The sequence below is a fragment of the Sporolactobacillus sp. KGMB 08714 genome, assembly GCF_036598985.1.
In the GTDB taxonomy this organism is placed as follows: Bacteria; Bacillota; Bacilli; order Bacillales; family Sporolactobacillaceae; genus Sporolactobacillus.
In genome coordinates, this window is the sequence record NZ_JAUUBW010000014.1 from 49,278 (window position 1) to 69,500 (window position 20,223).

At 50.6% G+C, this 20,223-nt stretch carries 21 protein-coding genes; 16 read left to right on the forward strand and 5 right to left on the reverse strand.

Going from position 1 to position 20,223, the window contains the following annotated elements; translation table 11 throughout:
* Window positions 1–137: 137 nt before the first annotated feature.
* Together Q6A92_RS08225 and Q6A92_RS08230 are read right to left on the reverse strand one after the other, a co-directional pair.
* Window positions 138–677, reverse strand: coding sequence for a phosphatase PAP2 family protein (locus tag Q6A92_RS08225; RefSeq protein WP_274399467.1), 540 nt, complete (start codon window positions 675–677; stop codon window positions 138–140).
* A gap of 349 nt (window positions 678–1,026) precedes the next feature.
* The gene (locus Q6A92_RS08230; RefSeq protein WP_332237669.1) at window positions 1,027–2,184 is read right to left on the reverse strand and encodes a glycosyltransferase family 4 protein; all 1,158 of its coding nucleotides are present in this window, start codon (window positions 2,182–2,184) and stop codon (window positions 1,027–1,029) included.
* Window positions 2,185–2,640: 456 nt separating this feature from the next.
* On the opposite strand from Q6A92_RS08230, the gene Q6A92_RS08235 reads away from it, so the two are divergent.
* Window positions 2,641–3,201 (forward strand): DUF1003 domain-containing protein, encoded by a 561-nt coding sequence (locus tag Q6A92_RS08235; protein ID WP_274399470.1) that lies wholly within the window; start codon window positions 2,641–2,643, stop codon window positions 3,199–3,201.
* Between the two features lie 240 nt (window positions 3,202–3,441).
* Window positions 3,442–3,999: a hypothetical protein gene (locus Q6A92_RS08240; RefSeq protein ID WP_274399471.1), complete on the forward strand. Its 558-nt coding sequence runs from the start codon at window positions 3,442–3,444 to the stop codon at window positions 3,997–3,999.
* Between the two features lie 291 nt (window positions 4,000–4,290).
* Here Q6A92_RS08240 and Q6A92_RS08245 read toward each other — a convergent pair whose 3' ends face one another.
* Complete coding sequence (locus Q6A92_RS08245; RefSeq protein WP_332237670.1) at window positions 4,291–4,569, reverse strand: GNAT family N-acetyltransferase; 279 nt, start codon at window positions 4,567–4,569, stop codon at window positions 4,291–4,293.
* A 432-nt stretch (window positions 4,570–5,001) separates the two neighbouring features.
* Here Q6A92_RS08245 and Q6A92_RS08250 point away from each other — a divergent pair, with 432 nt between their 5' ends.
* The 3 genes from Q6A92_RS08250 (at window position 5,002) to Q6A92_RS08260 (ending at window position 8,100) form a co-directional block, all read left to right on the forward strand.
* Window positions 5,002–5,589, forward strand: a complete 588-nt coding sequence (locus tag Q6A92_RS08250; protein WP_332237672.1) for a GNAT family N-acetyltransferase — start codon at window positions 5,002–5,004, stop codon at window positions 5,587–5,589.
* A gap of 402 nt (window positions 5,590–5,991) precedes the next feature.
* Window positions 5,992–7,542, forward strand: a complete 1,551-nt coding sequence (locus tag Q6A92_RS08255; protein ID WP_332237673.1) for an amidase family protein — start codon at window positions 5,992–5,994, stop codon at window positions 7,540–7,542.
* Window positions 7,543–7,647: 105 nt separating this feature from the next.
* Window positions 7,648–8,100 (forward strand): ferritin-like domain-containing protein, encoded by a 453-nt coding sequence (locus Q6A92_RS08260; RefSeq protein WP_274399475.1) that lies wholly within the window; start codon window positions 7,648–7,650, stop codon window positions 8,098–8,100.
* 84 nt (window positions 8,101–8,184) lie between these two features.
* On the opposite strand, the gene rarD is transcribed toward Q6A92_RS08260, so the two are convergent.
* Together rarD and Q6A92_RS08270 are read right to left on the reverse strand one after the other, a co-directional pair.
* On the reverse strand, window positions 8,185–9,156 hold the full coding sequence (rarD, locus tag Q6A92_RS08265; protein WP_332237676.1) for an EamA family transporter RarD: 972 nt from the start codon (window positions 9,154–9,156) through the stop codon (window positions 8,185–8,187).
* A gap of 167 nt (window positions 9,157–9,323) precedes the next feature.
* Window positions 9,324–10,190, reverse strand: a complete 867-nt coding sequence (locus tag Q6A92_RS08270) for a YitT family protein (RefSeq protein ID WP_274399478.1) — start codon at window positions 10,188–10,190, stop codon at window positions 9,324–9,326.
* A 270-nt stretch (window positions 10,191–10,460) separates the two neighbouring features.
* Here Q6A92_RS08270 and Q6A92_RS08275 point away from each other — a divergent pair, with 270 nt between their 5' ends.
* The 11 genes from Q6A92_RS08275 to Q6A92_RS08325 all read left to right on the forward strand — a co-directional run bounded on the left by Q6A92_RS08275 (window position 10,461) and on the right by Q6A92_RS08325 (window position 20,211).
* Window positions 10,461–10,802: a nucleotide pyrophosphohydrolase gene (locus Q6A92_RS08275; RefSeq protein ID WP_274399479.1), complete on the forward strand. Its 342-nt coding sequence runs from the start codon at window positions 10,461–10,463 to the stop codon at window positions 10,800–10,802.
* Window positions 10,803–10,804: 2 nt separating this feature from the next.
* Window positions 10,805–11,614: a 4-hydroxy-tetrahydrodipicolinate reductase gene (dapB, locus tag Q6A92_RS08280; RefSeq protein WP_274399481.1), complete on the forward strand. Its 810-nt coding sequence runs from the start codon at window positions 10,805–10,807 to the stop codon at window positions 11,612–11,614.
* A 154-nt stretch (window positions 11,615–11,768) separates the two neighbouring features.
* Window positions 11,769–12,182, forward strand: coding sequence for a methylglyoxal synthase (locus tag Q6A92_RS08285; protein WP_274399483.1), 414 nt, complete (start codon window positions 11,769–11,771; stop codon window positions 12,180–12,182).
* A gap of 56 nt (window positions 12,183–12,238) precedes the next feature.
* Entirely contained in the window at window positions 12,239–13,453 is a 1,215-nt protein-coding gene (locus Q6A92_RS08290) for a CCA tRNA nucleotidyltransferase (RefSeq protein ID WP_332237678.1), read from the forward strand.
* A complete protein-coding gene (locus tag Q6A92_RS08295; RefSeq protein WP_274399487.1) occupies window positions 13,414–14,406 on the forward strand; it encodes a biotin--[acetyl-CoA-carboxylase] ligase in 993 nt (330 codons plus the stop codon). The genes Q6A92_RS08290 and Q6A92_RS08295 overlap by 40 nt, the downstream gene beginning before the upstream one ends.
* A gap of 319 nt (window positions 14,407–14,725) precedes the next feature.
* Window positions 14,726–15,598 carry a pantoate--beta-alanine ligase gene (panC, locus tag Q6A92_RS08300; RefSeq protein ID WP_443029707.1) on the forward strand — a complete coding sequence of 291 codons (873 nt, stop codon included), beginning with the start codon at window positions 14,726–14,728 and terminating at the stop codon, window positions 15,596–15,598.
* A 3-nt stretch (window positions 15,599–15,601) separates the two neighbouring features.
* Window positions 15,602–15,982: an aspartate 1-decarboxylase gene (gene panD / locus Q6A92_RS08305; RefSeq protein ID WP_274399491.1), complete on the forward strand. Its 381-nt coding sequence runs from the start codon at window positions 15,602–15,604 to the stop codon at window positions 15,980–15,982.
* A gap of 209 nt (window positions 15,983–16,191) precedes the next feature.
* The gene (locus Q6A92_RS08310; RefSeq protein WP_332237681.1) at window positions 16,192–16,668 is read left to right on the forward strand and encodes a cell wall elongation regulator TseB-like domain-containing protein; all 477 of its coding nucleotides are present in this window, start codon (window positions 16,192–16,194) and stop codon (window positions 16,666–16,668) included.
* 58 nt (window positions 16,669–16,726) lie between these two features.
* Window positions 16,727–17,911, forward strand: coding sequence for a pyridoxal phosphate-dependent aminotransferase (locus tag Q6A92_RS08315; RefSeq protein ID WP_332237682.1), 1,185 nt, complete (start codon window positions 16,727–16,729; stop codon window positions 17,909–17,911).
* A 131-nt stretch (window positions 17,912–18,042) separates the two neighbouring features.
* A complete protein-coding gene (gene asnS, locus Q6A92_RS08320) occupies window positions 18,043–19,335 on the forward strand; it encodes an asparagine--tRNA ligase (RefSeq protein WP_332237684.1) in 1,293 nt (430 codons plus the stop codon).
* Window positions 19,336–19,512: 177 nt separating this feature from the next.
* Window positions 19,513–20,211, forward strand: a complete 699-nt coding sequence (locus Q6A92_RS08325; RefSeq protein WP_332237685.1) for a DnaD domain-containing protein — start codon at window positions 19,513–19,515, stop codon at window positions 20,209–20,211.
* Window positions 20,212–20,223 lie beyond the last annotated feature (12 nt).

Here is a 20,223-nt window from a genome sequence, read left to right on the forward strand (position 1 = left end):
AAAAATTGACGGCTCGGCCCGGGCCGAGCCTTATAGGCGGCTGAAATTTTCTCTCACTGCGCCGTTCGCCTCTGAGATAACCGTTCCCCCCCGTTTTGATAAAGGGGACGGCCTCTTTCGACGGGAACAGTCCGGCATCAGAACGGAGACAGCAGCTGAACGTAGACAATCAACCCGGTCAATGAACCCAGACAGATCCCCGCGAGTACATCGCTTGGATAATGAAGCCCGAGAAAAATTCGGGACACCGCGACACTCAATCCGATCGGAATCAGCAGAATAGCGAGGGATGGCCGATATAAAATGAACGGAACAATCACTGAAAAGACGGCCGTCGAATGACCGGACGGGAAAGATTGGTCAGCAATCGGGTTTTCCGGAAATTTAGTCCCTTCCAGGGTCAGATAGGGCCGCTGTCTCGGAATATATCGCTTAAGCAGCTGAACAATGACGTGGCTGATGGTCAGCGAGATCGCACTGGCAACCGCTGTCTGATGCAGGCGGCCGTGAGCGCGAAGGAGAAGGATGAGCACCGCTAAAATTTCAGCGACTGCTCCCCCTACATTGGTGATCCAGCGGAAATACCAGTTCAGCATTCTTTTTTCATAACTATTATTAATTCGTTTGAAAATACGGCATTCAATCTCATAGAGTTCATCTAATGATTTAGATAACATACTTGCACCTCAATGATCAAATTATAACCGGCACAACCATTATATTATATAATGAAATTTCTTCAAATCCATCGGGAAATCCTCTGGGAAATCTTCGAAGAAGACGGACGGAGCAGCTTCGGCCGACGGATATTCCGTACGGGACCAAGCATGCCGGACAACATATTGTATGGATTTGCTGCCTGCGCAGAAACCGCTGCACGCCTTGTTTTGCCGTAAATAATCCGTCCGTTTCTTTGCTTTTCTCATGATAAATGCCTGCATGACAGTATTTTACCATAAAAAGCCCCAAAACATCAGAAATTGGCCGCACCGGTCTGTTGATCATTAACAATTTTTCCATCGCTGTTTATGAGGTCAAGCCGTCGCTCATGAAACTTCCGGCCGAATGGCCCACTACATCCGCGTAATCGTCAAGCAATTTTTCAAATATCTGATCCCAGCTTTGCGTCAGTGCATAGCGGCGGGCGGCTTGGCTCATTTCCCGCCGTTTCAAATGATCCCCAAGCAGCAAAGAAACAGCCGAAGTAAATTCATTCACGCGCTGCGGCGTACAGAGTATCCCCGTTTTATGATTGACAAGAATGTTTTTGACGCCTCCTGCATTTGCGCCGATCACCGGCGTTCCGCATGCCAGCGATTCGAGGACGACATTGCCGAAGGTTTCCGTTGCAGAAGGAAACACCATGAGATCCGAAGCGGCAAACACCTGTGCCAGTTTTTGTGCGGGTAAATAACCGGTAAATGTGACATGTTCGCTGAATTTTGCCTTGAATTCCGAATAAAGCGGTCCGGCGCCGGCGATCAGCCAATGCACATGGTTTTTCATTTTTCCATTTATGTTTTTCATCACTTTCTGCAATGTCGCGATGTCTTTCTCCGGCGCGAGACGGCCGGCGAAGGAGAGAATGTGTTCGGCCGCGATGCCGTATTCCCGCCGGATTGCGTTTTCCGCATTGTCGGGATGAAACAGCCCGCAGTCGACGCCCCGGCCCCAGATCGCCAGACTGTGAAATCCTTTATCTTTCAGTTGTACAAATGTAGCCGGTGACGGGACGAATGTCTTCTGCAGGGAATTGTGAAACCATCGCAGGTAATTCCAGAGGATAGGGGAGATCAGTTCCATTTTATAATAGGCCAGATAAGCGTCGAAATCCGTATGATACGATCCGACCAAAGGGATATCCAATTTCCTGGCATAATATCTTCCCAACAGTCCCATATTGAAAGGTGTGGCCACGTGGATCAGATCGGGTTGAAATTGAAGCAGCTTTCTCCGTACAAAATAGGGATTCGGTACGGCAAAGCGGCATTCCGGATAAACCGCGAAAGGAATGCTTTTAACTTTTTGAATATTGGTACGTTTGTGTTCTTCTCTTACATTCTGCGGGGCGAATAAAGTATACCTGATTCCTTTTTTGTTCAGGTACCGGGTCAGACGTTCCAGGGTTTTCGCTACGCCATTAACCTGGGGTGTAAAGGTGTCTGTAAAAATAGCAATTCTCATGGAAGTCCCTCCGATTATTAAAATGGCGCCCGTTCACAATGAGTCATCAAACCGGTCAATCCTTTGAAGCAGTGTCCGGCCCAGCTCAGTCAGTAATTTTGTCAACACTATCCGCCGCCCCTGTATTGAAAATATTTTTTTCGACACTTTTATTTTATATAAGAAATTTTCAATTTTGTTTTAGCCAATGTAAAATCCAATCAAAGGATATGTAAAGAATGATTCCCATTGAAATGATTTTTCCAGATCCGGGGATTGCGGAATTTTTCTGCACGGTGTCCGCCTCCTTCAGGAGATCCTTCCCTAAAGAAAGCCGCTTGGTTATCAAATAATAATGACGCAGAATTCGCCGCGACGATTTTTTTCAATGATCTGTCGGGTTTTCTGCGTCCGATTACGTTAAAATAGAATCGTTCACTAAATATTTGACTTTGAGAACGTTCAGGAGGCGGCGTCATGATTTGGAAACCTAAGGATAACGATAAAATGAAGAATGACGATCAGGAGAAAATGATTCAAGGGTTTGACATCGATCTGGATAATGAAAATTTAAAACGGATCGACCGCCTTGTAGACCGCTATGAATCGGAAATCGTCAAACAGCTGAATTCAGAATATGTGAAAAAGACGAAGCGCAGCGACCGCATTGCCGATTTTATCGCCCGGTTCGGCGGAAGCTGGAGCTTTATCATTATGTTCGCCTCCTTTTTGACGGTATGGATTGTCTGGAATACCGTGCTTCTGACAAGCGGCCTGCGATTTGATAAGCCGCCGTTCATCCTGCTCAACCTGTGTCTGTCGTTCATCGCCGCTTTTCAGGCACCGTTCATCATGATGAGCCAGAACCGGTCTGCGGCGAGAGACAAACATGAATCGATCATTGATTTTGCGATCAATTATAAATCCGGTCAGGAAATTGACGACATGCAGGGACACCTGCATCGTCTCGAAAGGGAAGTGGCGGTAATTAAAAAGCTGCTTAAAGAAAAAGAAGAAACGGAAAAAAGGGGAGGGTGAAGGCAGAATAAAAAAGCCGGCATACGCGGTTAAAAATCCGGCGGAGACACGCGTTGTCTTCCTTAGCGGACGTCAGGCTGCCGATAAAAATTTTTCAATCGGCACTTTCGGGACAAGGTTTCATTTAAAAGAAGCAGGATCTGTCGGTACAATTTAATATTCTTCAAGCTCAGTCAGGTAGGATTTGGGACACTTAGTGTCTAATATTAATAGTACACTATCTGAACGGAGCGTGATCGCATGGCGCCGGAAAACGGAGAAATCGGCTTTTTTACGCAGAGCGTCTCGGAAAAACTGGATGTGACCCGGAGCAAACTCAGACGATTGACAACAGCCCTGGAGAAGCACGGCTACGTGATGACGCGAAACGACAGAGAGCAGCGCATCTATTTTGACAAAGACATTGAAGCTATTGATCGATTATTGAAAAAAATGAGAGACGGACGGAAGATTGAGGATGCAGCGGGGGAGGTGTGCGGAGAACTCAGTCTCCGCACAGCAGAGGAATCTGCCGGCACGGACAGTGTCCGGAAGCAGCCGACAAGTACAAGTGTTCAGGTGAGCCGGGACGTCAGGATGCAGATCACGGCCGACCAGCTGCGCCTGATGGTGGAACAGGTTGCCGCGACAACGGCGGAAAAAACGGCCAGCAAGGTCGTTGAGAAATACGACAGAAGTATGGAACGCAGAATTGAACTGAGAGATAAAGAATTAGTCAGCCGCCTGAGAGAAGTGCGGGAAAATGCCGGGGGAAGAAATAAAAAGGGGTTGGTGTCGCGGCTCTTTGGCTGGCGTTAAGACACCGTTTTTCATGTGAAAACGCAGTTAAAAAACCGACGAAGCAGCCGGTTTTTTTATTGGATAAAACATCTCCTCCGCCCGGTTCGTCAACACACTAGAATACGCGAGGGGAGGGCCTATTCTCACAGATTAAAAAAGGCAGAGTGCGCCGCCATCCGGTCCGTATCCTGATTTCGGCAGGATAAAATGCAGGCATTCAATTCGGGCCTCTAAATGCTCCAGTTCGGCCGGCGAACACTCCGGATGTAAATCCGCCCTGCCTGTTGTTTCCGGATGACGGACAGATCCTCAGCCTTTAAATTCAATCTGCTGATAATCCTTGACCCTGGCGAACTGGGCTTTGGCATATGAACAGGCCGGAATGATTTGTTTGTGATCGCCGACGGCCTTGTCGACAACCGCTTTAATGAGCTGCTGGGCAATTTGCCGGCCGCGATATTGCGGATCAACAACAGTATGATCAATACTCAGCACCGAATCCCTGACAGCAGAGTAAGTGACTTCGCCGATCTCATGTCCAACCGCATCCGTTACATAAAATCTGTTTTTACCTTCTTTGATTTCCATATTTTCATCATCCCTTCTGGATAATCGTCCGAGCATGATGAAGAACAGCCTGCACAGGCCGCCTGCGGACCTTTTCAAGGTTCAGACTGCGCCCGCCGCTATCTTTTTATACATGCAGGGAGCCGTCCTTCGCCGATTCCAGTGCCCTGAAAAACGTATCCATCTTCATTCTACATGAAAGATCGGAATCTGTAACGGGAATGTTTATTTCTTCAAAATTATAAATGATCGGTCCCATTTCCGGAAAAGGGACCCCTGTTCTTTATGTATTTATTTCAAACGGTATATATTCGAAGCAGGGCGCTATTCCTGCCGGGAACCGGCTTCCGGTCTCCGTTTTTTCATTCTGTGTCCCGTTCGCTTTTAAACGGCCGGTCATTGCGATTATCATAGTAATTAGGAAAACCGCTAACAAGGAAGGGAAGAGAAAGGTTGCTCGTTTATGAAAACACGGAAAAGGGACTGACGGCTTTTTCGCTTGACAAAGATCGCTGGGATGATTTTACGGCTCTCTTCGGCCGTAACGGGGCATGCGGCGGTTGCTGGTGTATGTCCTGGAGATTAAAGAAAGCAGATTTCGAAGCAGGAAAAGGAGAAAGCAATAAAGCGGCGATGAGGCGGCTGGCTGAACAGCATGCTCCTCTCGGCGTGCTGATGTACCTCGGCGCCGCGCCGATCGGATGGTGTGCCGCTGCACCGAGAGAAAATTATCTAAGGCTCAAATACTCCCGCGTTTTTAAAAGAATCGATCAGGAGCCGGTGTGGTCCGTCAGCTGCCTTTTTCTAGCAAAGGCGAACCGGCGAAAAGGATTGGCCGTCGAACTGATCCGGGCCGCCGTAAGTTTTTGCAAACTGAACGGTGCGACGTGCATCGAAGCCTATCCCGCCGTGCCCTACAGTCGGGAGGTGCCCGCCGCCTTCCTCTGGACCGGCATTCCCTCGTCATTTGAAACGGCGGGGTTCAAGGAAACCGTCCGGCGTTCAAAGTGGAAAAGGATGATGCGGTACACTGTTGAATAATTGAAATCGCCGGAGTATTTTTCTTTCAATCTTTTTGACAGACCTGTCTTTGACGGTGATCTGCCCGATCAGGACGGAAGATAGGCAGTGCCGGGATCGCGCAGATCCGGGTCGGCTGAAATCAGATTATAAAGCCTTTGTAAAATCAAGGTTTTCACTTAAATTCAGAACCGATACCTATGACGTACCGTTGCCAAAATATACTTTTCAGAAGCTCGAGGGGGATTTCCTTGAGTTCTTTTTTCTGATCGTGTATATGATCAGTTTTCAAAAAATCCCCGGATCAAAAATGATATTTGCATGTTTCCAGGGATAATTGTAAAATTGTAGTAAATTTTATGGACTGATTGTAAATTTATCAGTATAAGAGTTGAGACTTTTTGATTAATGGAGTGAAACACGATGTCCAAAAAGAAACAATTTGCACTCGCCGCTGCTTTGACGGGCGCGACGGCGGCCGTACTGACCGCAGGCATGTTCGTCCGCAGAGAGGTGGTTAAACGGAGACCGTTTGCGATCGAAGAAGCCACGATCAGTGCCATGCAGAGAGCACTGAAACTCGGGCAAATAACTTCCACAGATCTGGTCCAGATCTATCTGGACCGGATTGAACATTTTGACAGGAAAGGGCCGAAGCTGAATGCGATGCTTGAATTGAATCCGGATGCGCTGCACGACGCCGAGGCGTGCGATGTGAAACGAACGGTCACGCCGAACGTCGGCCCCCTTTTCGGCATCCCTGTAATTGTAAAAGATAATCTGAGTACGGCGGGCAAGATGCACACAACTGCCGGTTCGGTCGCCCTGGCCGACTATATCGCCGAAGAAGATGCTTTTGTCGTGAAACGGCTGCGGGAAGCAGGGGCGATTATTCTTGGAAAGGCCAATCTAACGGAGTTTGCTAATTTTATGGCGGAAAACATGCCGAACGGTTACAGCTCGCTCGGCGGACAAGTCCTGAATCCTTACGGCGCTTCGTTCGATGTCGGCGGTTCAAGCTCCGGTCCGGGCGCGGCGATTGCCGCAAACTTCGCGGCGGCGGCAGTCGGGACGGAGACTTCGGGTTCCATTCTCAGCCCGGCTTCTTCCAATTCGCTTGTCGGGATCAAGCCGACGATCGGCGTCGTCAGCCGCGGCGGGATCATTCCGATCGCTCACAGCCAGGATACAGCGGGGCCGATGGCCAGGACGGTCCGCGACGCGGTTCTGCTGCTGAATGCGATGACCGGCGTCGATGAAGAGGATGAAGAAACGGTCTGGAGCCGGGGCGACATCCCGCAGGATTACTCGGTTTTTCTGAAGCGCGGCGGCCTTAAAGGCGCGCGCATCGGCATTGACCGGCACTATACGGCATCGCTGAGTGACGAAAAGGTGAAAATAATCAACCGGGCACTTGAGACAATGAAAACCAGGGGTGCCGCCGTGATCGATCCCGTGGCCATTCCTTCTTCCGATGCACTGGAGAACAGGCAGTCCTGTGTCATGTACCAGGAATTCAAATGGGATCTTAACCGCTACCTTGAACAGCTGCCTGCCGATGTCCCGGTCCACAGCCTCCAAGACGTCATTGCCTATAACGAGGCGCACGCCGAAGCCGCCTTAAAATACGGACAAACCGTGCTGGAAAAGTCCGAGCGCATGAGCGGCGATCTTGGCGAACAGCGCTATCTGATCGATCGAGCGGACGACATTCGGCTGTCGCGAAAAGAGGGCATTGATGCGGTCATGAAGAATTATCATCTCGATGCCTTGATTTTCGCTAATGCGACAGGCAGCGATATCGCAGCTAAAGCAGGTTATCCGTCCATAACCGTTCCGGCCGGTTATACCGATGCAGGCGAACCGGTCGGAATCACCTTTACGGGGATGGCTTTCGATGAACCGAAACTGATCGAGCTGGCCTACAGCTATGAACAGGCGACCAGAAACCGCAAGGCACCGGATTTATCCTGAGCCTGCATGCTCCGATATCTCTCTGCATCATCTGCCTGACGAGACACGATTCTCGGCGAGCCAGAATAGACTGCTAAAGCCAGAAAGTCTTGGGAGGCTCAGAATATGATGAATTTCGATCAAGGGGAATTCAGGCAGACGGCGGAACAAGGTGCGGACGGAACGCAGATTGAACGGATCGCCCGCTCAATCAGCGGTGAGTATCAGGCCGTTCATTGTTACGAAATCTTGATGAATGAAGCGAAAAGCGAGCGGGAAAAAAGGCAGATAGCGGAAATCCGGAACGATGAGATCCGCCATTACCGAATTTTCTCATCTCTGTATCTTCAGCTGACCGGGCAGGCGTATACGGTGCATCAGACGGAAATGTGCCCGAACACGTATCCCGAGGGGCTGCGCCATGCGATTGAAGACGAACAAAACACGGTGGACTTTTATCTTGAGTCAGGGGACAAAGCGCAGAATCCGCAAGTACGATCGATTTATTACCGGATTGCGAAAGACGAGCAGCAGCATGCCGTCTGGTTCCTTTACTTTTACACACTGAATAAGTTCTGACCGTCAGCCGGATTTAGGATCAAGAATAAAGGGACATTGCTCATGGCGAGCATGTCCCTTTATTGCACTCCTGCTGTTTTTTTGTCATTCATGCTGATGAGTTCCAAAAGGACGGCGCCCAGGCGATAACCGACGCTTCATGAACGGCGACACGGAAAAAACAAGGAGTCCGAGCCAGATGAAGGAAAATGAAATCAGCTGAGCCTGCGAGAACGACTCCTTATAAAGCGTCACGCCGAGAATCAATGTCAGCGTCGGCGAGATATACTGAAAAAAGCCGATCATCGTCAGTGATATGTTCCGCGCGCCCTCGGCAAAAAAGAGCAGCGGCAGCGCCGTTACCACGCCGGTGCCGATCAAAAGAACCGTGGTTAAAGTCGGGCTGTGGCCAAAGGCGGCCGTTCCCTGCATCTGCGCATAGATCAAATAGACGAACGCAATCGGTGTGACGATCAGCGTTTCAAAAGTCAATCCGAGTACCGCGTCCAGCCGGATGAACTTTTTCGTCAGGCCGTAAAACCCGAACGTCAGGGCAAGAGAAATCGCAATCCACGGAACTTGTCCGAACTCGATCGTCTGGATGAAGACCCCGGCCGTCGCCAGCAAGAAAGCGACGATCTGCCAGGGAGTCAGTTTCTCTTTTAAAAACAGGATGCCGAGCAAAATGCTGACCAGCGGATTGATGTAATAGCCCATGCTGGACTCGACAATATGTCCGTTATTCACGGCCCAGATGTAAACGAGCCAGTTTATACTGATCAAAATCGAGGCAGCGACAATCAGCACCAGGTTTGCCGGGTGAGAAAGAAAAAACCGGAAACGGCGAAAAAAATCGCCGAGTCTTCCTAAAAAAATTAAAAGAATGATCATAAATATAAAGGCCCAGAAAATACGGTGTGCGAGAATCTCAAAAGCGGAAACCTGATCGATCAGCTTCCAGTACATCGGCAAGAGACCCCACAGCGAATAGGCGAGAACGGCATAAACGGCTCCGGCCCTTTGCCTTTTTTCAGCCCTTGAAACTCCTCTGTCTGTCACATGCGCCTTGTCTGCCAAATCATCGCATCCTTTCTTTTTACGTGGTTCCTCTTCTCTGCAAAAAATGAATGATAGGAGTATTGTAGATGATCCGGTTAAAAATGGAAAGGATGAATTTCGGAGACGTGTATCGGGATCGGGAGAAAACGGACGCCTGGATCTCTACATTAAAATCGTCATCCGCTTTACTCTTCTGTTTTTGCCCTGTCATAAGTGAACCCTTCACCGAAGACTTCATGGACATCGTTGACCGTGACAAACGCATCGGGATCGATTTCCTGGATCAGATTCTTCAGCCGGAAAACTTCGTTTCTGCTGACGACACAATAGAGTACATTCATTTCGCGATGCGTGTAGCCCCCCTTGCCGTCGATCAACGTTACGCTTCGGTCAAGCGACGCGATGATGCTCCGGGCGATCTCATCGCTTTTTTTAGAAAAGATCATCACGGCCTTCCCTGCGTACGCGCCTTTCTGAATCACATCGATCATTCTCGATCCGACGAAAACGCCGACGAGCGTATACATCATCTGCCGGTAATCAAGATAAACGAGCGAGAGAATAATGACAGATGCATCGGTAACCAGCATTGTCTTGCTCATGGCCCAGCCGAATTTTTTGTGCGTAATGCGGGCAACAATATCCGAACCGCCCGTCGTTCCGCCGTAGCGGAAAATAATCCCGAGGCCGCCGCCAATAAAAACACCCGCGAACAGAGCAGCAAGCAGCAGATCGTGGTTCAACACAAAGCTGAATGTCATCACATGCTGAAAAATAAAAAGGAAAAAAGATAAGGAAAAGGTGCCGATCAGCGTATAAATGAATTCATTCCTTCTGAAAAACTTCCAGCCGGCAAAAAACAGCGGAATGTTCAATATAATATTGGTCCAGGCGGGATCAATGGAGAACAGATTATAAAAGATCAAAGCCAGTCCGGTGACTCCTCCTTCGCCCAGCTGATTTTTCAGATTGAAATTGATAAGTCCGAAAGCATAGATTGCGGCGCCCAGCAAAATAAAAAGAATATCTTTCATTTTCAGGTTCAGTTTCATGCGTGCACAACCCTTCAAGACAAGTTTGCAATTCTAATCATAAGCGTTCAGACTGAAACGTTCAACAAACATCTTTAACAGAAGGCAAAAGCAACGTTTTCATCGACTGAAAACAGTGGTATGATAATTTTGCTTGATTCTTTTGCAAGGGCGGCGGGACGCAGAGAGAAGGCATCGGCGGAATGAATAAACCGCAGCATTCAGGGGCATCTTTCTTTTTTCACGGCAATGACAATTAATTAAGGAAGAGAAAAAAACGGGGGGTCAGACGTGGAGGAAAAAACGATTGAGGCGCTTCAAAAAGAAGTGGACGGCTACATCAGCCAGTTTAAAGAAGGCTATTTTTCTCCGCTGGCACTGATGGCCCGTCTGACGGAAGAACTGGGCGAGCTGGCCCGCGAAGTCAATCATTACTATGGAGAGAAAAAAAAGAAGCCGACAGAGGCTGAAAAAACAGTTGAAGAAGAGCTGGGCGATCTGCTGTTCGTCGTTATCTGCATGGCGAACCGTTTACATATCGATCTTGACGCCGCACTCGAAAGGGATCTGGACAAGTTCCGGACACGCGACAAGGATCGTTGGACAAAGAAAAGAGACGAAGGGGCGAAGTAAGGATGACGGACGAAAGACCGATTCGTGTAGCCGTTGCCGGCCCAAGGGGAAGAATGGGTTCGGAGACGATCCGGATGATTGCCTCGGCACCGGCATTTGCCTTAGCAGCGGCAGTCGATCACGGTCATGACGGAGAAAAAGTGGGCAGTCTGCCCGGACTGCCGGAGCTTGATGCACGGGTATACAGCGATATCGGCACCTGCTTTTCAGAAATAGAACCGGATGTTCTGGTTGATTTTACAACTCCCGAGGCCGGTAAAGCGAATCTTCGGGCAGCTATTGAGTACGGCGTGCGACCGGTAATCGGGACATCGGGATTTTCCAATGAGGAAGTGGCTGACTATCAAAAACAGATGGCTGGAAAAAAGCTGGGGGGGATCATTGCACCCAATTTTGCCATCGGAGCCGTGCTGGTGATGAAGTTCAGCCAGATGGCCGCAAGATATTTTCCCGATGTCGAGATTATCGAGCTGCATCACGATAAGAAGAAAGATGCTCCTTCCGGTACCGCTGTGAAGACGGCCGAATTGATTAAAAAAACGCGGCATCCAAAGAAGCAGGGGGCGGCGGATGAAAGAGAAACATTAAAGGGGGCGCGCGGTGCCGATGTTGACGGCATGCGGATTCACAGCGTCCGCCTTCCGGGATTGATCGCGCATCAGGAAGTGCTGTTCGGCGGGAAGGGCGAGCTGCTGACGCTGCGCCACGACTCGACGGACCGGGCATCTTTCATGACCGGCGTCGGGCTTGCCATTAAAACGGTCATGTCTCTGGATTCACTGGTTTACGGGTTGGAAAACATCTTGAATTAACCTGCTGCTGCGAAATAACTATAAGACGAGACAGCAGCAGGTCAAGACAAATCTATACGAGAGAGTCTGTTCGAAAGGGAAACAAGGACCATGATTCGACGGCGTCCGGAAACGCCCTTATCAAACAGTCTCGGCGAGGGAGATGGATCGCGCGATGAAAATAGCTCTTATTGCTCATGATAAGAAAAAACCCGAAATGATTGAATTTGCGATTGCTTATAAGTATATTCTGGAAAATCATGAACTTTATGCGACCGGCACAACCGGCCAGAAAGTCATGGAGGCGACCGGACTGAAGGTGCATCGTTTTCAATCCGGACCGCTCGGCGGCGATCAGCAGATCGGTGCCATGATCGCTTCGAACGAGATGGATATGGTCATCTTCATGCGGGATCCTCTGACAGCCCAGCCCCACGAGCCGGATGTCAATGCTCTGTTGCGGCTGAGCGACGTATACAAGATTCCGCTCGCAACCAATATGGCTTCGGCGGAAATTCTGATGCACGCCCTGAAGCGCGGTGAATTTCACTGGCGCGAACTGGAACATCAAAAAAAGAAACAGAAATGACGGGTCCCGGCGGCATTTCCCGGCTCACAGTAAATAAGAAAAATGGGGTGTCTTTTTTGTCGTTTCCCTTTACAAAGGCGACCGCTGTTTTGGATACACTGATGACGCATGGGTTCGAAGCCTACGTTGTCGGCGGTGCAGTCCGCGATTATCTGCTCGGCCGCCCGGTCCATGATATTGATATTGCAACGTCGGCGCACCCCGCTGACGTTGTCGCTTTATTTAAGCGGACCGTTCCCATAGGCATTGAACACGGAACAGTGGCCGTTCTCAGCGGCGGCGCCAGCTTTGAAGTGACGACCTATCGTTCGGAGAGCGGATACGATGATTACCGTCATCCGAATCAGGTTGTTTTTGAAACGTCACTGAAAAAAGATCTGATGCGGCGTGATTTTACGATCAATGCTTTAGCGATGGACCGGGCGGGAAGGGTCATCGATCTCTTCGGCGGCCGAGCTGATCTGGCAGGCAGGATGATCCGCACGGTGGGCAGTCCCGGGGAACGGATCTCCGAGGATCCGCTCCGAATGATGCGCGGGATCCGATTCGCTTCCGAACTCGGTTTCGCACTCGGACAGGCGGAGCGGGAAGCCTTCAAGAATCGGGCAGCGCTTCTGAGAAAGATTTCCGTGGAACGAATAGATCAGGAGATGACAAAACTGCTGGCCGGGCAGGCAGTGAATGAGGCGATCGGGCTGCTTTTTGAAACCGGGTGCATCGGCGCTCTGCCTTTTCTCGAACAGGCCGCGGACCGGACGATTCTCGAAAAGGTGCACTTTTCGCTTCTGAAGACGGATGCCGAGCGCTGGGCGGCCTTTCTGACGGCCCTGCGGATTTATGATGTGCACGCCTTCGCCCGGGCATGGAACTGGTCGCGGTCAAGAGAAAAAGGCGTATCCGCATTGCAGAAATATGATGCGGTCCGCAAAAGGGACGGCTGGAATCCGGTCCGCGTCTATTATGCCGGCAGAGAACTGGCCCGGGCGGTGGAACGGCTCCAGGCCGCTTTCGGCAGGACGGACCGCAGCGCGCTCGAAGCAATGGAGCGGAATATCGACCGTCTGTGGCAGGGATGCAGGATACACCGGCGCGGGGAACTGGCAGTGACCGGAAACGATCTTTTAAAATGGTCTTCCGAACGTCCCGGACCGTGGCTGTCCGAAGCACTGGCTGCGCTTGAAAAACAGGTGGTTACCGGATCCGTGGCCAATGAAACGGAGGAGATCGAATCATGGTTCAAAGAATGGCAAAGACAAAGAAAGCCGTCCTGAAACTGCTCTATGAAAATCAGAACCGCTTTCTTTCGGGACAAAAGATATCCGAATCGATCGGCTGTTCGCGCACGGCGGTCTGGAAACATATTAAAGAACTTGAAAATGACGGATATCAGATTCAGGCGATCCAGAAAAGCGGCTATAAACTGGTGGCCGCCCCGGAAGGATTAAACGAGGCGGCCGTGTCGGCCGGACTGAAGACGGAGACAATCGGCCGTTCGCTTTGTTTCTTTGACACAATCGGTTCAACGCAGAAAGAGGCCCTGGCGCTGGCCGATGAAGGGGCGGCAGACGGCACCGTCGTGATCACCAACGAACAATCGGCGGGGCGCGGACGCCTCGGGCATACGTGGCAGTCTTCACGGGGAACCAACATCGCCATGAGCCTGATTCTGAGGCCGAACCTTCCGATCGCCCGCACGCCTCAGCTGACTCTCGTAACCGCCGTTGCAGCTGCAGAGACAATCGAAGAGCAGACCGGTATTTCATGCGGAATCAAGTGGCCGAACGACATCATTTATGAGGGCAGAAAACTGGTCGGCATACTGACCGAACTGCAGGCGGAAGCAACGTTTGTCAAAGCTGTTGTGATCGGCATCGGCATCAATGTCAATACGGATCCCGGTGCTTTGACGGATGACGTCAGGCAGCAGGCGTCATCGCTCAAAGCGATCACTGGCAAAAACTATAATCTGGTCGTCCTTGTCCAGGCCTTCTTACAGAAATTCGAGCAGCTTTATCAGCTTTTTCTTCGGGAAGGGTTTCCGGCGATCAAGCCGATGTGGGAAAAACGGGCCGTAAGCCTCGGAAAGAAGATCAAAGTCAGGCAGCCCGGCGGAACAACGATTGAAGGCGTCGCCCTCGGAATCAACGACGACGGCGTGCTGCTTCTGGAAAACGCAGACAAAGCGATCATTCGCGTATATTCCGCGGATATTGAATGGCCATGAATCCGTCCGATCTCGGCAATTTATAGGTAAAAGATTCGGACGGTGGCGAAAAAAAGCGGCGGTTTTGATATAATAGGGATGCATTTACGTCCCGTTCCTCTTTTTGGGCTGCATGTCCCGGCAGGATAGCGGTACACAGGAAAGGGATGCGATGCAAAAAAACAATAAAGTCTGCCATGATCCGCTGACGGACATGGACGGAGGGCCGGCGACGCCGGATAAAGACTTTCTTGCCTGATTTTCAGGCTGTGCGCCGGACCGGACCTCCTCCGGACAAGGGGAGGAAAACAGGATGTCGAAATCAGTACGTAAAAGAGGAATCGTTTGCATCAAATCGCCGGAGGATATGGCACGGTTTGTCAGCGATCGGAAGAAGGCCGGAAAAACCGTCGGGTTTGTCCCGACGATGGGCTTTCTGCATGAGGGGCACTTGTCGCTTTTTCGGAAAGCGGCGGAAACATCGGATTGTGTCGTCGCCAGTGTCTTTGTCAACCCGACACAATTCGGCGACCGCGAGGATTATATCAATTATCCGCAGGATACGGAGCGTGATGCCCGGCTCGCCGAAGAGGCCGGCGTGGAGGCACTTTTCCTGCCTGATGTATCCGCGGTTTATCCGAACGGAACGGCGGTGACCGTCACCGTCCATGAGAAAACCGATGTGCTTTGCGGCAAGAGCCGGCCGGGACATTTCGACGGCGTGGCCACCGTTTTGACCAAGCTATTCAATATCGTGCAGCCGGATACTGTTTATTTCGGAATGAAGGATGCCCAGCAGGTGGCGGTCGTCGGCAGCCTGATCCGGGCATTTCATTTTCCGATAAAATTGATCCCATGCCCGATCATTCGCGAAGCGGACGGCCTCGCCCGCAGTTCGCGCAACGTCCGGCTCAATGCCGATGAAAGAAAGGAAGCCGTCGAACTTTCAAGAGGGCTTCAGCAAGGCATGAAAGCTTTGAAGCAGGGAGAACGGGATTTTGAAAAAATTGCGGAGGCCGTGCGATTGTACTACCGCGACCATCTGAAGCTCGCTGAAATCGATTACGTCGATGTCCTGAATTACCCGGATCTGAAGAGAAACGGGGTCGTGCTGTCCGGACCGTTTATCATTGCCAGTGCCGTCCGTTACTCCCGGGCGCGCCTGATTGACAACGTCACCGGCAATACTGCGGCATTGAAAGAGGAGGTCTGAAAGATGCTGAGACCCTTTCTGAGATGCAAGATTCACCGCGCAACGGTTACCGACGCGGATCTGAATTATGTCGGCAGCATTACGATCGATCAAACGATCCTGAAAGCCGCCGGCCTCCTTCCCAATGAGAAGGTTCAGGTCGTCAACAATAATAACGGTGCCCGGCTGGAAACTTATATCATACCCGGAAAGCCGGGATCCGGAGTCATCTGCCTGAACGGCGCGGCGGCAAGGCTGGCACAAAAGGGCGATATTGTAATTATTATGGCCTATGCTCTGATGAGTGAAAAAGAACTGTCGGAAAACAATCCGGTCGTTGTCCTCCTGGATGAGCACAATCAGGTGAAGCAGTTTCTCAGCGAGAAACCGATGCAGTTCCTTTAAAATAAACATTAGATCATCCCGTAACAGAAAATTCTTTGTCTGTCTTGCATTTCCCGCTTATCATGTTTACGATTAGTGTAATTTAGTATGACGCACTGGGTAAACCGCTGAGTCAACGTTCAGAATTTCTATTTTCTTCAATCTGCGGCATTCCGTTCTTTTTGTACAGGCAGAACGGTTCCGCAGATACATAAAATAAGGGTGATCAGATGAAAAATTGGATAATCATCGGCCTGCCTGCCCTGGTGCTGGTCGCCGGCTGGGGTTCGCTGCAGCTGTACAACAGCAATATGAACTATGAAAACGGACTTGCCCGAACGGCCGCGGCTAAAGCGGAACGGCAGTTCCATCCGGATAAGATTGAATCGGTTGCCTACTATAACGGCTCGGAATCCTATCAAGTTGTCGGGGGAACAAGAAATGGCGTGCAGATGTATTTCTGGGTTCCGGACGGCAAGGGCGCTTACTTTACGCGGATCGCGAAAAACGGCATTACGAGCCGGCAGGCCCTTCAGATTCTGGCAGGGATGCATCTGGATGTGAAAACGATTCTCTCTGTCCGTCTGGGCGCGATTCAGGCCACGCCGATCTGGGAAATTACTTTTCTGAACAGCCGCGGCAATTACAACTATATCTCGATTAATTTTGACAATGGCAAAGAAGCACAGCGCATCCTGAATATTTAATTCCGATATTCATTTAAAAATAAGAAGAATTGGCAACAGGAAAAAGGGAGGAAAAACAATGCAGTTAGCAAAAAGAGTGGAAACGATCACGCCTTCCAGTACGCTGGCTATTACGGCGAAAGCGGGCGAACTCGCCGCCCAGGGCTATGATGTGATCGGCCTCGGAGCCGGCCAGCCTGATTTCAACACACCGGATTTTATCATCGACGCAGCCATGGACGCAGTGAAAGCCGGGCATACAAAGTACACACCGACAGCGGGACTGCCCGCACTTAAAGAAGCGATCATCGGCAAACTGAAACGCGATCAGGGATTCGACTACAGGCCGTCGGAGATCATCGTCGGAAACGGGGCGAAGCATGTGCTGTATCTCTTGTTTCAGGCACTTCTTAATCCGGGCGATGAAGTGATTATCCCTGCTCCTTACTGGGTAAGCTATCCGGAACAGGTAAAACTGGCCGGCGGCGTGCCGGTGCCTATTGCCACAACCCAGGAACAGCAATTCAAAATAACGGCCGGCGATCTTGAAAAAGCCGTCACGGACAAAACGAAAGCGATCATCATTAACTCGCCGAGCAACCCGACAGGGATGATTTATACCGATGACGAACTGAAGCCGATCGCCGAATATTGTCTGGAGCACAACATTTTGATCATTTCAGACGAAATCTATGAAAAGTTGATCTATAACGGAAATTCCTTCCGTTCAATCGCCCAGATTTCCGATCGGGTCAAGGCGCAGACGGTCGTCATTAACGGAGTCTCCAAATCGCATGCGATGACCGGCTGGCGGATCGGCTATGCCGCAGGGAATTCAGAACTCATCCGGGCAATGACCAATATTGCCAGCCACAGCACATCCAACCCTGCATCGGTGTCCCAGTACGCGGCGATCGCCGCCTATACCGGCCCTCAGGAAAGTGTCGGGAAGATGCGCCGGGCTTTCGAAAAACGGCTGAATACGGTTTATGATCAGCTGATTGCGCTGCCGGGCGTTGTCTGTGCGAAACCGCAGGGAGCTTTTTATCTGTTTCCCAATATTGAAGAGGCAAGCCGTTCCTGCGGCTTCGATCAGGTTTCGGACTGGGTTTCTGCTCTTCTCAACGAGGAAAAGGTAGCCGTCGTACCGGGCGCGGGATTCGGGGCTCCGGAACATATCCGCCTGTCCTACGCAACCTCGCTCGAGAAATTCGAAAAAGCGCTGGACAGAATGGAGCATTTTATTAAAACGCATCGGAAATAAATCAGGTAAAGGAAAACGGGACAGAGTCAGGGCTCAGACAGCGGCCGGGTCCCGGTTTTCTTATACTTAAATTCCGCTAATCCTTTCATATTTTTATCTGTCAGGGTTGAACCATGGGGGTCTTTACGAAAATGAAAGCAACGATTGCTGAAGTCAATCAATATATCGGCCGGGAAGTCACGATCGGAGCCTGGCTTGCGAACAAACGGTCGAGCGGGAAAATTCAATTTCTTGAGCTTCGGGACGGAACCGGTTTTATTCAAGGTGTCGTTCTGAAAAATGAGGTCAATGAAAAAGATTGGGAAGAGGCAGGGGAACTGACTCAGGAAAGTTCGCTGTACATCACAGGAACCGTGCGTGAGGACAAACGGGCTCCCTCAGGATTTGAGCTGACGGTCTCGTCGCTTGAGCCGATCCAGATTACAAGCGATTACCCGATTACGCCGAAGGAACATGGCGTCGAATTTCTGATGGACCATCGCCACCTTTGGCTGAGATCAAGCCGGCAGCATGCGATATTGAGAATCCGCAATCAGGTGATTAAGGCAACATACGATTTTTTTAATGAGCACGGTTTCATTAAAGTGGATCCGCCGATACTGACCGGCAGCTCGGCTGAAGGAACGACCGATCTGTTCCGTACTAAATACTTTGATCGTGACGCCTATCTGTCGCAGAGCGGCCAGCTTTATATGGAGGCCGCGGCGATGGCCTTCGGAAAGGTATTTTCTTTCGGACCGGCCTTCCGGGCGGAAAAATCGAAGACACGCCGCCATCTGATCGAATTCTGGATGATTGAACCGGAAATGGCTTTTACGGATCACGAAGAAAGTCTGAAGCTTCAGGAAGAATACGTCGCATACATCGTGCAGGAAGTGCTGAAAAACTGCCGGCCTGAATTAAAGGCAATCGGCCGCGACACGGCAAAGCTCGAAAAGATTCAGGCACCGTTCCCGCGCATAACCTATGATCAGGCAGTTGAATTTTTGAAAGAGCAAGGGTTTGACGACATTGAATGGGGCGACGATTTCGGTTCTCCGCATGAAACGGCCATCGCCGAACATTTTGATGTCCCTGTTTTCGTGACTGAATATCCCGCCAAGGCAAAAGCATTCTATATGAAGCCCGTCCCCGGCCGCGAGGAGGTCGTTCTCTGCGCTGATCTTCTGGCTCCCGAAGGCTACGGAGAAATCATCGGCGGAAGCCAGCGGATCGATGACCTCAAGCTGATGGAGGAGCGTTACCGGCAATACCATCTGACCGATCCGTCGTACAAATGGTATTTGGAACTTCGCCAATACGGCTCCGTACCGCATTCGGGGTTCGGATTAGGCCTGGAACGGGCGATTGCCTGGATCTGCGGACTGGAACACATCCGCGAAGCCATTCCGTTCCCGAGACTGCTGAACCGCATTTATCCGTGAGCGGACGGAACAATCACAGACGGACCGGTGAAAAAATCACAATCGATTTTTTCACCGGCTTTTTTTATATGTACAGGGCTTTAACGGCGGCCGGGCCTCGGCAGGCAGCGCTGAAACCGTGCCGAATTTATTTTTTTTCAATTTAATCATGATATAATGGTCCGTGAGGTGTCAAATATGGATAAAAAGTTCATGCTGAATCTTCTGATGAAGGGCGATGTCAATATTCCGGCATTGCTTATTGAACATTATCATGCGATCGGACTGAATGAACAGGAATGTATGATGCTGATTCAGGTTCATTCTTTTATTATAAAAGGTGATGACTTTCCTACCTTTGACGACCTGGCTCAAAGGATGACTCTCGATGAGACGGCGTGCGCCGATATGCTTCGCCGCCTGATCCAGCACGGATTCCTGTCGATTGTTCAGAAAAAGGAAAACCAGATATACTCCGAGGCCTATTCGCTTCTGCCGCTCTGGGACAGGCTGCTGAGCTATGCCTACGGCAAAGAAAGCAAGGCTGCGGAAGAAGAGGGCGAAAAAGCGCTTTACACGATTTTTGAACGTGAGTTCGGCCGTCCGCTCTCGCCGATCGAGTGCGAGTCTCTGGCGATGTGGACGGATGAGGATCATCATTCGCCCCAGCTGATTAAAGCCGCACTTCGTGAAGCGGTTGTTTCGGGCAAACTGAATTTCCGCTACATCGACCGAATCCTTTTCGATTGGAAAAAGAACGGAATCAAAACGCTGGCCCAGGCAAAAGAGCACGGCGAAAATATCAGACGCCACCAGCAGCTGCCGCGGCAAAGGAAGGAAAACGACACGAAAAAAAATCCGAAAATGCCCGCCTATGACTGGCTGGATAATGGCTGAGGGGGGTGGAGT

What these genes read in the sequence shown, in the direction of transcription:
- Q6A92_RS08225 (WP_274399467.1), bottom strand. Translation starts at nt 677, where the DNA reads ATGTTATCTAAATCATTAGATGAACTCTATGAGATTGAATGCCGTATT.
- Q6A92_RS08230 (WP_332237669.1), bottom strand. Translation starts at nt 2,184, where the DNA reads ATGAGAATTGCTATTTTTACAGACACCTTTACACCCCAGGTTAATGGC.
- Q6A92_RS08235 (WP_274399470.1), top strand. Translation starts at nt 2,641, where the DNA reads ATGATTTGGAAACCTAAGGATAACGATAAAATGAAGAATGACGATCAG.
- Q6A92_RS08240 (WP_274399471.1), top strand. Translation starts at nt 3,442, where the DNA reads ATGGCGCCGGAAAACGGAGAAATCGGCTTTTTTACGCAGAGCGTCTCG.
- Q6A92_RS08245 (WP_332237670.1), bottom strand. Translation starts at nt 4,569, where the DNA reads ATGGAAATCAAAGAAGGTAAAAACAGATTTTATGTAACGGATGCGGTT.
- Q6A92_RS08255 (WP_332237673.1), top strand. Translation starts at nt 5,992, where the DNA reads ATGTCCAAAAAGAAACAATTTGCACTCGCCGCTGCTTTGACGGGCGCG.
- Q6A92_RS08260 (WP_274399475.1), top strand. Translation starts at nt 7,648, where the DNA reads ATGATGAATTTCGATCAAGGGGAATTCAGGCAGACGGCGGAACAAGGT.
- Q6A92_RS08270 (WP_274399478.1), bottom strand. Translation starts at nt 10,190, where the DNA reads ATGAAACTGAACCTGAAAATGAAAGATATTCTTTTTATTTTGCTGGGC.
- dapB (WP_274399481.1), top strand. Translation starts at nt 10,805, where the DNA reads ATGACGGACGAAAGACCGATTCGTGTAGCCGTTGCCGGCCCAAGGGGA.
- Q6A92_RS08285 (WP_274399483.1), top strand. Translation starts at nt 11,769, where the DNA reads ATGAAAATAGCTCTTATTGCTCATGATAAGAAAAAACCCGAAATGATT.
- Q6A92_RS08295 (WP_274399487.1), top strand. Translation starts at nt 13,414, where the DNA reads ATGGTTCAAAGAATGGCAAAGACAAAGAAAGCCGTCCTGAAACTGCTC.
- panD (WP_274399491.1), top strand. Translation starts at nt 15,602, where the DNA reads ATGCTGAGACCCTTTCTGAGATGCAAGATTCACCGCGCAACGGTTACC.
- Q6A92_RS08310 (WP_332237681.1), top strand. Translation starts at nt 16,192, where the DNA reads ATGAAAAATTGGATAATCATCGGCCTGCCTGCCCTGGTGCTGGTCGCC.
- Q6A92_RS08315 (WP_332237682.1), top strand. Translation starts at nt 16,727, where the DNA reads ATGCAGTTAGCAAAAAGAGTGGAAACGATCACGCCTTCCAGTACGCTG.
- asnS (WP_332237684.1), top strand. Translation starts at nt 18,043, where the DNA reads ATGAAAGCAACGATTGCTGAAGTCAATCAATATATCGGCCGGGAAGTC.
- Q6A92_RS08325 (WP_332237685.1), top strand. Translation starts at nt 19,513, where the DNA reads ATGGATAAAAAGTTCATGCTGAATCTTCTGATGAAGGGCGATGTCAAT.